Consider the following 13,664-nt stretch of genomic DNA (forward strand, 5'->3'; position numbering starts at 1 on the left):
ACCCGCTGATCAGCGATCGGCCGGTCAGCCGACCAGGCGGCGGCGGGCGACCTCGGCGAGGGTGACCGCGGCGGCCACACTGGCGTTGAGCGACTCGACGTCGGAGTGCATCGGGATGCGTACCTGCAGGTCACAGGTCTCGCCGACGAGCCGGGACAGCCCGCGACCCTCGGAACCGACCACCACGACCAGCGGACCCACCGCAGCCTCCAGGTCATACAGGTCGGTCTCGCCGTCGGCGTCCAGGCCGACCACGACGAACCCCTCGGCCTGGCACTTCTTCACCGCCCGGGTCATGTTGACCACCTGGCTGACCGGGGTCCGGGCGGCCGCACCGGCGCTGGTCCGCCACGCGGTGGCGGTCATCCCGGCGGCCCGCCGCTCCGGCACGAACACGCCGTGCGCGCCGAACGCGGCCGCCGAGCGCACCACCGCCCCGAGGTTACGCGGATCGGTCACCCCGTCCAGGGCGACCAGCAGCGGCTCCGGCTGCTCGGCGGCGGCGGCCAGCAGGTCCTCGAACGGCTCGTACGCGTACGCCGGCACCTGCAGCCCGACGCCCTGGTGCAGCACGCCGCCGGTCATCCGGTCCAGCTCGGCCCGGGTGATCTCCAGGATCGCGATGCCCCGGTCACCGGCGGTCCGTACCAGCTCGGTGACCCGGTCGTCGACGTCGATGCCCTGGGCGACGTAGAGCGCGGTCGCCGGCACATTGGCCCGCAGCGCCTCGACCACCGGGTTGCGGCCGACCAGCAGCTCCGGGGCGTCCTTCGGCGGGTGCGCCTTACGGCCCGGGGAGACCCGCGGCCCGGACCGGGCACCGCCCCGGGCCAACCGGCCGGTCGCCGGACCGCCCCGGCTGCGGCCACCGCCACCCCAGGTGGTGTCCTTCGTCCCAGGTACGCCGATCTTCGGCGCGCGCCCCTCGGCGGCCGCCGCCCGGCGTTCCTTCTCCTGCTTCCAGGCGGTCTTGTTCGGCAGCTTCTCGGTGCCGGAGTAGCCCTTGTGCCACGGCCGTTCGTCGGCCGGCAGGGTGCGCCCCTTGCCGGTCAGGCCGGACCGGTTCTTGCCGCCGGAGCCCTGGGTGGTGCCCTTCTTGGGGGTGACCCGCCGGCCACGTCGTTGCGAGTTGCCGGGCATCAGGTCTGCTCTCCAATGGTCCAACGGGGGCCGTGCGGGGTGTCCTCGACCGTGACGCCGGCCTGCTTGAGCTGGTCACGCACCGCGTCGGCGGCGGCCCAGTCGCGCCGGGCGCGGGCCTGCGCCCGCTGGTCGAGGGCGAGGGCGATCAGCGCGTCGACCGCGCCACGCAGCTCGTCGCGCGGGGCGGCGTCGCCCCACGACGGGTCGAGCGGGTCGAGGCCGAGCACGCCCAGCATGGCGCGGACCCGGCCCAGGCTGGCCCGGACCGCGTCATCATCACCGCCGGCCAGCAGGTTGTTGCCGTCGCGGATCCCGTCGTGCAGCACGGCGAACGCGGCCGACGTGTTCAGGTCGTCATCCATCGCGGCGGCGAACCCCGCCGGCATGTCGGTGGCGGCGACCGCGCCGACCTGCTCCGCCGCCCGCCGGACGAAACCCTCGATTCGCCGGTACGCGGTGGCACTCTCCAGTAGGGCGTCGTCGGAGTAGTCGATGCGGGACCGGTAGTGCGCCGCGGTCAGGTAGTAGCGCAGCTCGACCGGACGCACCCCGAGCCGGGCGACGTGGCCGAGGTCGATGACGTTGCCCAGTGACTTGCTCATCTTCGCCGCGCCCAGGTTGAGCAGCCCGTGGTGCACCCAGTAACGGGCGAACGGCAGCCCGGCCGCCTTGGACTGGGCGACCTCGTTCTCGTGGTGCGGGAAGGTCAGATCCAGCCCGCCGCCGTGGATGTCGAACTCGGGGCCGAGGTAACGCCAGCACATCGCCGAGCACTCGATGTGCCAGCCGGGCCGGCCCGGACCCCACGGCGAGCGCCAGGCCGCGTCGGCGGGCTCGTCCGGCTTGACGCCCTTCCAGAGTGCGAAGTCGCGCGGGTCGCGTTTGGCCCGGTCGACGCCGTCGCCGGCCGGCTGCATCGCGTCGGGGCGCTGCCCGGACAGCGCGCCGTAGTCGGCGTACGAGGCGACGTCGAAGTAGACGTCGCCGCTGCCGTCACCGGCCGGGTAGGCGTGGCCGCGGTCGATCAGCCGCTCGATCAGCTGGTGCATCTCCGGGATGTGCCCGGTGGCGCGCGGCTCGTACGTCGGCGGCAGCACGTTCAGGCTGCGGTACGCGGCGGCCAGCAACAGTTCGTTGGCGTACGCGATCGACCAGAACGGCTGACCCGCGGCGGCCGCCTTGTCCAGCACCTTGTCGTCGACGTCGGTGATGTTGCGGATGAAGGTGACCCGCAGCCCCTGGTGGGCCAGCCAGCGGCGGAGCACGTCGTAGTTGACGCCGGAGCGAAGGTGACCGATGTGCGGGGCGGACTGGACGGTGACGCCACACAGGTAGACGCTGACCTCGCCGGGCTGGCGGGGCACGAAGTCCCGCACGGACCGGGTCGCGGTGTCGTACAAGCGGAGCGTCACGCTACGAGGGTACCGACTGGCACCCGTCCGTACTCTGTCGGTGTGCACGCGCGAGGGGCGGAGACGGCGCAGACCCTGGACCGGGGGCTGCGCCTGCTGGGCCTGGTCGCCGAGGCGACCGGCGGGATCACCGTCACCGAGGCCGCCGGCCGGCTCGGTATCGGTCGGGCCGCCGTCTACCGGCTGGCCACCACCCTGGCCGCGCACGGCATGCTGCGCCGCGACACCGCCGGTCGGTTGCGGCTCGGTGCCGGGCTGCTGCAGCTGGCCCGGCGGGCACAGCCGCTGCTGGCCGATGCCGCGCTGCCGGCGCTGCGCCGGCTCGCCGAGTCCTCCGGCGCCACCGCCCACCTGACCGTCGCCGACGGTGCCGAGGCGGTGGCGCTGACCGTCGTCGAGCCGAGCTGGACGGCGTTCCACGTGGCGTACCGGGCCGGGTCGCGGCACCCGGTCGGTCGCGGGGCCGCCGGCCGGGCGATCCTGGCCGGCCGTGACGGTACGCCCGGACCGGTGACCAGCAGCGGCGAGTTGCAGCCCGGCGCGTACGGGGTCGCCGCCCCGGTGCTCGGCGTGCCCGGCCTGGAGGCCAGCGTCGGGGTGGTGACGATGGGCACCCTGGACGTGCCGGCGATCGGCGCGCAGGTGCAGGCGACCGCCGAGGCGGTGTCCCAGCTGCTCGCCAGCGAGCTGTGACCGCTCCTTCCGAGGATGCGCGGGCCGTTCAGAACAGGTCGGCGAGGGCGTCGGGCAGCTGCGCCAAACTGGTGATCTGGGCGTCCGGGCACACCTCGGGCGGGCAGGGCTCGCCGCGCCGGTTCAGCCAGACGGCCCGCAGCCCGGCCGCCTGGGGGCCGACCACGTCGTGCGGGATCGAGTCGCCGACGTAGACCACCCGGTCGGCGGCGGTGACCCCGGCGGCGGCCAGTACGGCGTCGTAGAACCGCTGGTCCGGCTTTTTCGGCAGGCCGTCGACGTGGGCGTACACCTCGAAGGCGAACTGGCCGCGCAGCCCGCACCGGTCGGCGCGGCTGTTGCCGTTGGTGGCCAGGCCGACCGCGTACCGGCGGCGCAGCCGGTCCAGGGCGGGCAGCGTGTCGGCGTACGGCCGGCTGAGCGCGAACCGGCGCTCGAAGAAGATCCCGGTGATTCGGTCCAGCTGCTCGGGCAGGCCGACCCGGTCCAGCGAGCGGGCCAGGGCGCCCCGGCGGATCTGCATCACCGGCGCGGACGGGTCGGCGGCGAACGCGGCCGCCCAGTCGTCGGCCATGTCGCCGAGGGTCAGCTCGGCGGCGCGCGGGGTCAGCCGGCGCAGCTCGGTGAGGACGGTCTGCAGCGCGCCGGTGACCGCGGGCCGCAGGTCGACGAGGGTCTCGTCGACGTCGAACACCACGGTGGTAATCACCCCACCAGGGTATGCCGACTCAGCTGGGCCGGGTCATCCGCAGAACGTCCAGCGCCTCGTCCAGCTCGGCGGCGGTCAGCGTGCCGGCGTCGACGTGGCCGCGTTCCAGCACCACCGCGCGGATCGACTTGTTCTCGGCGAGCGCCTGCTTGGCGATCGAGGCGGCCTCGTCGTAGCCGAGGTGGCGGTTGAGCGGGGTGACGATCGACGGCGACCCTTCGGCGTACGCCAGACAGGTCTCCGGGTCGGCGGCGAGGTCGGCGACGCAGCGCTGGGCCAGCAGCCGGCTGGCGGCGGCCAGCAGCCGGACCGCTTCGAGCAGGTTGCTGCCCATCACCGGCAGCATCACGTTCAGCTCGAAGTCGCCCTGACTGCCGGCGAACGCGATCGTCGCGTCGTTGCCGATCACCTGGGCGCAGACCTGGCGTACCGATTCGCAGACCACCGGGTTGACCTTGCCCGGCATGATCGACGACCCGGGTTGCAGGTCGGGGATGCGCAGCTCGCCGAGGCCGGCGCGCGGGCCGGAACCCATCCACCGGATGTCGTTGGCGATCTTGTAGAGGCCGACGGCGATGGTGCGCAGCTGCCCGGACGTCTCCACCAGGGCGTCGCGGGCGCCCTGGGCCTCGAAGTGGTTGCGGGCCTCGGTCAACGGCAGCCCGGTCGCGTCGGCCAGCCTGGCGATGACCGCGGCGGCGAAGCCGGGCGGGGTGTTCACCCCGGTGCCGACGGCGGTGCCGCCCAGCGGCAGCTCGGCCAGCCGGGGCAGGATCGAGCGCAGCCGTTCCTGGCCGTAGCGGACCTGTGCGGCGTAGCCGGAGAACTCCTGGCCGAGGGTGACCGGGGTGGCGTCCATCAGGTGGGTACGGCCGGCCTTGACCACGGTGGCGAACTCGTCGACCTTGCCTTCCAGCGCGGTCGCCAGCTCGTCCAGGGCCGGGATCAGCTCGTGCACCACCTGATGCGAGGCGGCCAGGTGGATCGAGGTCGGGAATACGTCGTTGCTGGACTGCGAGGCGTTGACATGGTCGTTGGGGTGCACCGGCCGGTCCAGTTCACGGGCGGCGAGGGTGGCCAGCACCTCGTTGGTGTTCATGTTCGACGAGGTGCCCGAACCGGTCTGGAACACGTCGACCGGGAACTGGTCGTCGTAGCCGCCGGAGGCGACGTGCGCGGCTGCGGTGACGATCGCCTCGGCGATCCCGGCCGGGATCACCCCGAGGTCGGCGTTGACCTGCGCGGCCGCACCCTTGATCTGGGCGAGCGCGCGGATCTGGGCGGATTCGAGCGTACGGCCGGAGACCGGGAAGTTGTGCACCGCGCGTTGGGTCTGCGCCCGCCACAGCGCGTCGGCGGGGACGCGCACCTCGCCCATCGTGTCGCGTTCGATCCGGTAGCCCTCGTCCCGGACGCCGTCCTCGCCGATCCCACCGTCGCCGATCCCGCCGTCGCTGATGCCCTCGTCAGTCACCCTTCCCATCCTGCCCCGACCGGCGGCACCCCGCAGGGCGGTTACTCACGGGTGGCGGCGGGCTGCCCCTCGCGGGTGGTGGCGTCGCTGGTCGTGCCGCCGGCCGGCGTACCCATGCCGCCGCTGGTGGCGTCACCGGTCGTGGTCGGCGCCACCTTGCCCCGACCGCGGCTCTTCTTCCCCCGGCCGGGCTCCTTGGCCCGACCGGGGCCGGTGGCGCGGCGGGTGCTGGCCGGGCCGGCGGTACCACCGGTGGTGGTCAGGCCGCCACCGGAGCGGGTCGGGCCGCCGTCGCGCAGCGTCTCGGCCGGGATCGGCACGTCGGCCGGATCGTCGAGGTCTCGTTCCTTCGCCTCGCGCACCGGGTCGGTCGGCGGCGCGACGACGTCGTCCAGGATCTCCTGGCGGTACGCCGACCGCTGCTCCAGGTCGTCGACGAACGCCTGCCCGCGATCGCGCTCGGAGATCTGGTCCCGGCCCTGGTCGGCGCTGCTGTCTCGTCGCCCCATGTCGTCACCCCTCCCGTCCCTGGTGCCGGGTGTGCCCGGATCGGCGGCGGCGAAACCTGAGCTGACCGGCCTGCCCTCAGCCGTTGGTGAGTCGTACCCGGTGGCTGTCGCCGTCAGTAAGGAACGCCACCACGCGCTCCCCTTCCTCGGCCACGGCGGCACGGTCGGCGCGGGTGAGGCCACACAGCCCGGTCACGGTGACGGTGCCGGCGTCGACGGTCCAGGTGGCGGCCACCCGGCCGTCGACCAGCACCACGCGTGCCCCGGCGACGGACAGCCCTCGGTGGGCGTCGTCGATGATCCGGCTGCGGTCGTCGTAGCCGAGGACCGCGTTGTCGAACGCCGGCAGGAACCGCACCGGTGCCGGGGTTTCCGGGTCGGGTCGCGGCGCGTCCGGCAGGTCGAGCAGTTGCCGGCCGCGCTGGTCGCGGAAGACGACCAGTTCGTCGCGGACCGCCGCCACGGCCGCCGGCAGCCCGGCCAGGCCGCACCAGGCGCGCAGGTCGGCGCTGGCGGCCGGCCCGTAAGCGGCCAGGTAACGCCGTACCAGTGCCTGGCCGACCGGATCGGTGCCGGCTACGGCCGGGTCGGTGCTAGCTTCGGCCAAGTCGACGCCGGTTGCGTCGGTCAGCTGGTCCGGCTGCTGGCCCACCCACTCCGCCAGCGGCCGGTAGCGTGCCCCGCCGGCGGTACGCCACAGCCCGCGCGGCGGCAGCTGCACCATCGGGATCAGCGCCGTGGCCAGCACCGCCCCCAGTGCTCTCGGTTCCCGTTGCCGCCACGCGTCGGGCAGGGCGCGGGCCAGCCCGGTCATCGTCCGGGGCTCGCCGTCGGCCAGCACCGCCCGACCGGCCACCGCGAGCGCGTCGAGGTCGACCCCGGCGAGTTCGTGGCGGTACGCCCCGAGCACCCGTTGCCGCAGCACGGCGTCGTGGCGGGGACGCCAGGCCACGGCATCGGCGGCGGTCAGCAGATGGACGGTGCGGCGCATCAGATGGGTCCGGACCACCGCGCGGCGCAGCAGCAGGTCCGACAGGTCCGCCGGGTCGAAGCCGCGCAGCCGGCTCCACAGCCCGACGAACGGCTCCTGCGGCTCCTGCGCCTGCAGGCCGCCCAGATGGGCGACGGCGTCGTGCACCGGCAGGTCGGCGCGGTCGAGCAGCAACTGCCGGGCCAGTGTCGCGCGGTTGAGCGCCCGGATGTCCAGCACCGTCATCGGTCGCGCTCCCGACTAGCCGTTGTACGGGGCAGCGACGTCAACGACCTTGTCCCAGTAGCCGGTGACCTCCTCGACCGTTTCGCCGCGTACGCGCGCCTCGCCGCGGAAGTTGAGGTGGGTGGTGGTGGTGATCGACAAGGTCGGCCTCTCTGGCTGTGCGATTCAGGCCCGACGGGTGTCGGGCGCGGGGGCAACACTCACAGCGGAAGCGGCCAGTTTGTGTCCGCTACTGCGGTCAGAATAGGAAAGTGCCGAAAACCTCGGAGCGGCTGCTGATGCTGCTGTCGCTGCTGCAGGCCCGCCGCGAGTGGCCGGGCGGGCTGCTGGCCGAGCGGTTGGCGGTCAGCCCGCGTACCGTCCGGCGCGACGTCGACCGGCTGCGCGATCTCGGCTACCCGATCACGGCGGTCAAGGGACCGGCCGGCGGCTACCGGCTGGACGCCGGTGCCCGGCTGCCGCCGCTGCTGTTCGACGACGAGCAGGCGGTCGCGCTCGCCATCGCGCTGCGGACGGCCACTGCCAGCGGTGCCGGCATCGGGGAGGCAGCGACGCGGGCGCTGCACACCGTCCGGCAGGTCATGCCGCAGCGGCTGCGCCACCGGATCGACGCCGTATCGGCCATCGAGGCGATCGGGGCCGTCACGACCGGGGCCGTCACGACCGCGCCGGCCGTCGGGCCGGCCGCCGCGCATCCGGTCGACAGCGCGACGCTGCTGGCCGTGAGCGATGCCGTACGGGCCCGCGAGGTGCTGCGCTTCGACTACCGGTCGGCGCCCGTCCCCCGCCGGGTCGAGCCGCACCACCTGGTCACCTGGCGGGGGCGCTGGTACCTGGTCGGCTGGGATCTCGACCGCGACGACTGGCGGATCTTCCGGGCCGACCGGATCAGCCCGCGCACCCCGACCGGGCCGCGCTTCACCCCGCGCGAGCTGCCGGCGGACAGCGTCGCCGCGTTCGTCACGGCCAGGTTCCGGGGCGCGGACGGCACAACCAGTACGACCGGCTCAGGTGACTGGCCGTGCCGGGGCCAGGTGATCCTGGATCTCCCGGCCGTTGAGGTGGCTCCGTACGCCTACGGCGGCGTCGTCGAGGAGATCGGTCCACGCCGCTGCCGGCTGACTCTGGGCTCCTGGTCGTGGGTGGGTCTGGCGAGCGCCGTTGGCATGTTCGACGCCGGCGTCGAGGTCGTCGGCCCGCCGGAGCTGGCCGCCGCATTCACGACCCTGGCCCGCCGGTACGCCACCGCCGGGCAGCAGCCTCCGAATGACGACCACATTCCGACCACCGCGCAGTAGCCGCGCCATGACGCCAGGTTGCCGCCGGCCGACATGATGGGTGAGGTAGCGGTCACTGTGGTCGCCACGGGCAGGCCGAGGGCGGGGTGGCGGATTTGTCAGGTTGGCACCGGTCCGGCAGCGGCCTGTACGTCCCGGTGGGCCGGTCCGGGGCCGCCGCACCAGGCGGCGACGGCAACGATCAGCCGGGGCGGTCCGGCACCGTCGCCAGCTGGGTCCAGGCGGTCGCCGCGATCACCGCCACCGTCGTCTCCACGGTGGCGCTGATCATCGCGGTCAGCGCGCTTCGCGACCAGCAGCAGGTCAACGGTCTCGCGCTGGACCGGTTCGAGCGGCGGTACGCCGAGCGGGTGTCGTGGTGGGCCACCCGGCGTGACCGGGGCACCGTCGTCGTCCAGAACCGCTCCCCGGTGCCCGCCCTGGACGTGACCCTGCGGATGGTGCAGGTCATCGACGTGGAGGAGCGCGAGTTCAGCGGCTCGTACCAGCGGCGGATCGGCGTACAGATCTCGGATCTGCCGCCGTGCACGATGACCGAGGTGGACCTGACCGAGCCGGCGATGGCGGCGCGGATCGACCAGGCGTTACTCGACCAGGCACTGCGCGACGCCGACACCTTCGCGCGGTACACCGGCGGGCACCGTCCGCCGGGCGACGGGGCGGTGCTGACCTACGCGGTCCGCTTCCACGACGGCATCGCGCTGTGGGAGCGCCAACGCTCCGGCCTGGTACGGCTACCGGACGCACTCGCCGAACACGACCTGACCATCGTCGCCACGACCCAGTCCACGCAACCGGTCGCCGACTGCGGCACCGACGGCTGACGTAATCGGTTGACCAGGCGTCGTACCTGGACCTGACGTTGATCGTCGGTCCTTGGCCGCAGCCGCCGTCACGCCCAGACGCGCTGCTCGTTGTGGGCCTCCTTGCGGCGCAGCGCGTCGTCGAGGTCGATGCCGTACCGGTTGGCGACCGCGCAGACGAAAATCAGGATGTCGGCGAGTTCTTCATCGACGGTGCCGACGATCGATGTGGCTTCGACCGAGAGCCGCTCGTGTTTGCGTACCGCCTTGAACAGCTCTCCGACCTCCTCCCCCAACAGCAGGCACTGGTCGACGGCGCTGCGGTCAGCGAATCCCCGTTCCTTCTCCATCTCGGAGACATACCGTTGCAGGTCCTGAAGCGTTGCGGCGCTGGGCAGCGGGAGCATTAGACAACCTCGTTCAGGTGTCGGGGCGCAGGGGACGCTAGCGGCCCTGGTAGGCGCCGGGTGGAGGACTTGGTGCTGGTCATACGATCTCTGCCGTCGTATCCCATCCGCAGGCCGGCGGCCACGCGTCGAGCCGTCCGTCGAACACCGGCCCGAATCGCCGGCGTGGCCCGGCCGCGAAACATGGTGCAGGACACTGCACGTTCGGGTGAGCTCCATTGCCAGATACCGACGACCTTGCCGGCGACGACGATCGTCGGCAGCGCTTCGCCGATCTGGTTGAACGCCGCACGTTCGGCCAGTGTGCCGAGATAGCGTGACCGGGTCTCAGCGTACGCTTTCAGGGCGACGTCCTCGTGAGCCAGAAAATGCGCCTCGTCTGACGGTTCCGCGTGATCGTCCCGGCTGAACTGCTCGAGACGATCACGGTAGATGTACAGGGTCGCGGTGGTCCACGGCGCATGTATAGCTACGAGGGATCTCCCACCGCCGTTCAGCGCTGCCAGAATCGCGCTACGGGACAGCCCGGCCCACCAGGCGACGTCGCGCAGCGACGCCGGCCCGTACCGGTCCAGGTACGCCTCGACGAGGCGCGCGGTGCCGGTCTGCCGGTCAAGGCTCAGGTCGAGGTCGGGGTGGGCGGTGGAGGTGAGCGCGAAGGTGCGCTGTTCGCGGTTCCAGCCGGCACTGCGGTTGCGGTACGTGACCAGCCCACGCTCCCAGGCCAGCTTCAACGCCAGGCGGACGGCGACAACCGGGGTGCCCCCACCACAGATGCGTTCCTCGATCGTCCGGTGCGGAAGGTGCCCCGCCCCGCTGAGCAGCGCTTCGATCGCTCCGGTGGTCCGGTGGATCATTCGGTCGGTGAGCCCAGCGTTGATCACCTGACGCAGGGCGTCACGTTCCCGGTAGTGCAACGTGGCGGCGTGGGCCGCAGCGGCGAGGTCGAGCGGCAAGGTGTGCAGGGTCTTGCGCATGCAGCGAATGGTGGTGACGGCCCGGTGGGTGCGCGGGTGCCACAGCCGCATCGCCACGTCCGGGCTGTGTGCGCGGGCCAGCACGGTGGCGTACGGTGACGGCAGCCGGGCTGCGTGCAGCCCTAGTGCGGCTTCGGCGATCTGCGGGACGTCTGTATAGCGTCGACTCGTGCCGAGCCCTTGTCGGTCCAACAACCATCGCCAGAGTCGGTCGGCCTCCGCCCCAGTGAGGCAGTGGCGGGCGGCGATGTCCGGTTCAGCCGCAGGCACGCGGGGACGCTAGCACGATGTCGTGCGTCCCGGGGGTCAGCCTTGCCGGCCCCAGTTCTCTTCCACGAAGTTTCTCAGCAGGTCATACGACTGCTGCGTCTGTGCCCACTGCTGCGCCGTGCCCCACCAGTGCCGGTTGTTGTGATGAATGTGAAACTTTGCCCAGTCGCCGTCCCAGTCCGCTTGCAGGTGGGTTCCCCGCAGGCCGTAGGCCGCCGCTTGGTCGTAGACCTGAGTGCCGGGCAGCGGCACGAACCGGAACAGCGATACCCGCGCCAACAATGGACGCAGTTCTGCGAGCAGGGAGATCGTCTCCTCGGTGGTCCTCCAGTCCTCACCGGGGTAGCCGTGGATGACGAAGACCTTGGCCGCGATTCCGGCATCTACAGTCGCGGCGACAGCTCGACGGATCTGGTCGCGGGTGGTGTTCTTCCGCATGGCTTTCAGCAGTGTCTCGCTGCCCGACTCCATACCGTACTTGATTTCGATGCAGCCGGACGCGGCCATCCGGGCCAGCAACGGCGAATCGATGGTGTCCACCCTCGATAGCGCCGACCAGCGCAGTCCCAGGTCGGCGATGTGGTCGCAGATCTCGCCGACCTTGTGCTTGTTAACGATGAAGTTGTCATCGACTATCGCGAAGCCCTGGATACCGTACGCCTCGATCAACTGGGTCAACTCGCGGCGGGCGCTGACCCCACTGCGGTACTGGATGCGGGTCTGCCCGGCGGCGCAGAACGAACACGGGAACGGGCAGCCACGGCTGAACATGACGTGCGCCATCCGCAGGTCGGTGCCGGCGAGCCGGTCGGCGAGGACCAGGTCGTCGCGGGCGAGAAGATGCCGCGCAGGCAGGGGCAGTTGGTCGATGTCGCGCAGCAGCGGCCGGTTCGGTTCCCGTCGGAGCTGGCTGCCGTCGTGCCAGAGCACGCCCGGAATGCCGTCGAATCGGCGGTCACCGGCCCGGTTGAGCAGTTCGAGTATGGTCTCTTCTGATTCGCCGACGGCGGCGACGTGTGCTTGAAAGTCGGTCATGCTGCTCTCGGGGTAGAAGTTGCAGTGCACGCCGCCGACCATCACGAGCGGGTCACCGTCGAAGCGAGCGCTGTGCCGGGCGGCCAGCATCATCCCGTACGTCGCGGACGAGGCCAGTGAGAAGCCGATCGCGTCGCAGCCGGTCAGGTCCGGCGCGGTCTGCTCGGGGGTGACCTTGATGATGCGTACGGCGTGCCCGGCCTGTTCGATCACGGCCGCGAGGTAGAGCACCCCGAACGGCGGGAACTCCTTGCGACGCTCCCGGAACCGCGCCATGTCGTAGACCTCGGGGTAGAGCAGCGCGACCTGCATCACCGGTCTCCGGTCCGGTCGACAATCAGGCCGGCGAGTTGCCGGGTGACGGCGTCTGCGGTGTCGGTACCGATGTCGTAGGTCAGGACAGGATGTCCAGCCCGGCGCAACGCTTCCGCGGCGGCAACGAAGCCAGCCCGTTCGCGGCGGTTGGCTGCGGGGTCGGGGGTGTGGAAGCGGCTGTAGTGTCCCCGGGCCGCTGCCCGACGAGCACAGACCTCGGGGTCTCCACTCAGGATGACGGCGATGTCGGGAGCTGGCAGGTGGCGGTAGATCGCCCGCACCAGGTCGGGCGCGACACCGTCGAGCGGATCCAGCACGAGCGATGACGCGAGATAGCGGTCGCAGATCACGATCGCACCGTCGGCGACCGCCGGTCGCAGCACGGAACGCTCGTGGTGGTATCGGTCGGCCGCTACCAGTAGCGCGAGTTCCCATGCCCGGTAGGTGAAGGTGCCGGCGCGGGCGAGGGAGCCGATCTCCGAATCGGACGGGGTGCGGGTAAGCAGCACCCGCCTGCCTTGAGCGCGCAACTGTTCGTGGAGCAACCGCGCGGCGGTGGTCTTGCCGACTCCGCTCTGCCCGTCGATGGTGACGAGCAAACCCGATCCACCCACAAACCCAGGGTGATGTAGACAGAACTAGTTGTGAAGATGTATCGGGTCAAGCTCGCTGTCGTCTTTCAGCAGCGTCACACGTGGGTGACGACGTCGAAGTTGCCGGCACCGACCGTCGACTCCAGGGTCCGAATGATCGCGTGCGGGTCGTCGTACGGGCCGGAGATGTAGAGCGGTTTGCCGTCGCGGCCGAACTGGATCGGGGTGGGGGTGGCCGGGGCGCCGAGGTAGGGGGCCGTCGGGCCGAAGTCCGGGTGCGGTTCGAAACCCAGACCCCGGGCGTACGCGACCGACCCGTGTACCAGGTGCTGGGCCAGCTCCAGCGGCGCGACCAGCGGCGACACGTCCAGTGTGCTGAAGAACTCGCGTCGGAAGTCGTCGATGGAGCCGATGCTCATCGGCAGCGGGCCGATGGCGTTCTTGACGCCGAGGCAGTAGACGTCGATCAGAAAGCCGCAAACGGTAGCCCGGCTGGCGCGCTCCTGACGGGCGACGAGCACGTGCACCAGGCCGCTGGGGCCGACTTCGACACCGGCCTGCGGGTCGGTGGCCGCCCACTCGTCGGATGCTTCGGCCAGACCGAGGCCGACGCTCCAGCCGGGGTTGATCCAGCAGCCGAGCAGCGCCCGGTCGGCCGGGTCGGTGTGTGCCTGCTGGGCCGCCGCGATCTGGCGGACCAGCGGCGCGACGGCCGACGGCGCCATCCCGAGGGCCCTGGCGATCTGCTTGGGTGAGCTGCCCCGTTCCCGCAGCTCCCGGACACGGGTGAAAAGCTCCTGATCGGTCACC

At 71.8% G+C, this 13,664-nt stretch carries 15 protein-coding genes; 3 read left to right on the forward strand and 12 right to left on the reverse strand.

Going from position 1 to position 13,664, the window contains the following annotated elements:
- Window positions 1-24: 24 nt before the first annotated feature.
- Both rlmB and cysS read right to left on the reverse strand, forming a co-directional pair.
- Window positions 25-1,140, reverse strand: a complete 1,116-nt coding sequence (gene rlmB, locus O7543_RS17040; RefSeq protein WP_281552920.1) for a 23S rRNA (guanosine(2251)-2'-O)-methyltransferase RlmB — start codon at window positions 1,138-1,140, stop codon at window positions 25-27.
- Window positions 1,140-2,555 (reverse strand): cysteine--tRNA ligase, encoded by a 1,416-nt coding sequence (cysS, locus tag O7543_RS17045; RefSeq protein WP_281552919.1) that lies wholly within the window; start codon window positions 2,553-2,555, stop codon window positions 1,140-1,142. The genes rlmB and cysS overlap by 1 nt, the downstream gene beginning before the upstream one ends.
- A 42-nt stretch (window positions 2,556-2,597) precedes the next feature.
- On the opposite strand from cysS, the gene O7543_RS17050 reads away from it, so the two are divergent.
- The gene (locus tag O7543_RS17050; RefSeq protein WP_281552918.1) at window positions 2,598-3,248 is read left to right on the forward strand and encodes a helix-turn-helix domain-containing protein; all 651 of its coding nucleotides are present in this window, start codon (window positions 2,598-2,600) and stop codon (window positions 3,246-3,248) included.
- A 28-nt stretch (window positions 3,249-3,276) separates the two neighbouring features.
- Here the strand turns inward: O7543_RS17050 and O7543_RS17055 are convergent, their stop codons facing one another.
- From O7543_RS17055 to O7543_RS17075, 5 genes are all read right to left on the reverse strand, one after another.
- Window positions 3,277-3,957 carry an HAD family hydrolase gene (locus O7543_RS17055; RefSeq protein WP_281552917.1) on the reverse strand — a complete coding sequence of 227 codons (681 nt, stop codon included), beginning with the start codon at window positions 3,955-3,957 and terminating at the stop codon, window positions 3,277-3,279.
- 19 nt (window positions 3,958-3,976) lie between these two features.
- Window positions 3,977-5,386, reverse strand: a complete 1,410-nt coding sequence (locus O7543_RS17060; RefSeq protein ID WP_348650137.1) for a class II fumarate hydratase — start codon at window positions 5,384-5,386, stop codon at window positions 3,977-3,979.
- A gap of 86 nt (window positions 5,387-5,472) precedes the next feature.
- Entirely contained in the window at window positions 5,473-5,940 is a 468-nt protein-coding gene (locus O7543_RS17065) for a hypothetical protein (protein WP_281552915.1), read from the reverse strand.
- 76 nt (window positions 5,941-6,016) lie between these two features.
- Window positions 6,017-7,156 carry a winged helix DNA-binding domain-containing protein gene (locus O7543_RS17070; RefSeq protein ID WP_281552914.1) on the reverse strand — a complete coding sequence of 380 codons (1,140 nt, stop codon included), beginning with the start codon at window positions 7,154-7,156 and terminating at the stop codon, window positions 6,017-6,019.
- A 15-nt stretch (window positions 7,157-7,171) separates the two neighbouring features.
- Window positions 7,172-7,297: a hypothetical protein gene (locus tag O7543_RS17075; protein ID WP_281552913.1), complete on the reverse strand. Its 126-nt coding sequence runs from the start codon at window positions 7,295-7,297 to the stop codon at window positions 7,172-7,174.
- 110 nt (window positions 7,298-7,407) lie between these two features.
- Here O7543_RS17075 and O7543_RS17080 point away from each other — a divergent pair, with 110 nt between their 5' ends.
- Window positions 7,408-8,454, forward strand: coding sequence for a transcriptional regulator (locus O7543_RS17080; RefSeq protein WP_281552912.1), 1,047 nt, complete (start codon window positions 7,408-7,410; stop codon window positions 8,452-8,454).
- Window positions 8,455-8,540: 86 nt separating this feature from the next.
- A complete protein-coding gene (locus O7543_RS17085) occupies window positions 8,541-9,278 on the forward strand; it encodes a hypothetical protein (protein ID WP_281552911.1) in 738 nt (245 codons plus the stop codon).
- Window positions 9,279-9,346: 68 nt separating this feature from the next.
- Here the strand turns inward: O7543_RS17085 and O7543_RS17090 are convergent, their stop codons facing one another.
- From O7543_RS17090 to O7543_RS17110, 5 genes are all read right to left on the reverse strand, one after another.
- Window positions 9,347-9,664: a MazG nucleotide pyrophosphohydrolase domain-containing protein gene (locus O7543_RS17090; RefSeq protein ID WP_281552910.1), complete on the reverse strand. Its 318-nt coding sequence runs from the start codon at window positions 9,662-9,664 to the stop codon at window positions 9,347-9,349.
- The gene (locus O7543_RS17095; protein ID WP_281552909.1) at window positions 9,664-10,911 is read right to left on the reverse strand and encodes a crosslink repair DNA glycosylase YcaQ family protein; all 1,248 of its coding nucleotides are present in this window, start codon (window positions 10,909-10,911) and stop codon (window positions 9,664-9,666) included. The genes O7543_RS17090 and O7543_RS17095 overlap by 1 nt, the downstream gene beginning before the upstream one ends.
- 36 nt (window positions 10,912-10,947) lie before the next feature.
- The gene (locus tag O7543_RS17100) at window positions 10,948-12,258 is read right to left on the reverse strand and encodes a radical SAM protein (RefSeq protein WP_281552908.1); all 1,311 of its coding nucleotides are present in this window, start codon (window positions 12,256-12,258) and stop codon (window positions 10,948-10,950) included.
- Window positions 12,258-12,875 carry a dTMP kinase gene (tmk, locus tag O7543_RS17105; RefSeq protein ID WP_281552907.1) on the reverse strand — a complete coding sequence of 206 codons (618 nt, stop codon included), beginning with the start codon at window positions 12,873-12,875 and terminating at the stop codon, window positions 12,258-12,260. Before tmk ends, O7543_RS17100 begins: the two co-directional genes overlap by 1 nt.
- A gap of 74 nt (window positions 12,876-12,949) precedes the next feature.
- Window positions 12,950-13,663, reverse strand: coding sequence for a hypothetical protein (locus O7543_RS17110; protein WP_281552906.1), 714 nt, complete (start codon window positions 13,661-13,663; stop codon window positions 12,950-12,952).
- Window position 13,664: the final 1 nt, after the last annotated feature.

It is taken from the genome of Solwaraspora sp. WMMA2080, assembly GCF_027497395.1.
In the GTDB taxonomy this organism is placed as follows: domain Bacteria; phylum Actinomycetota; class Actinomycetes; order Mycobacteriales; family Micromonosporaceae; genus Micromonospora_E.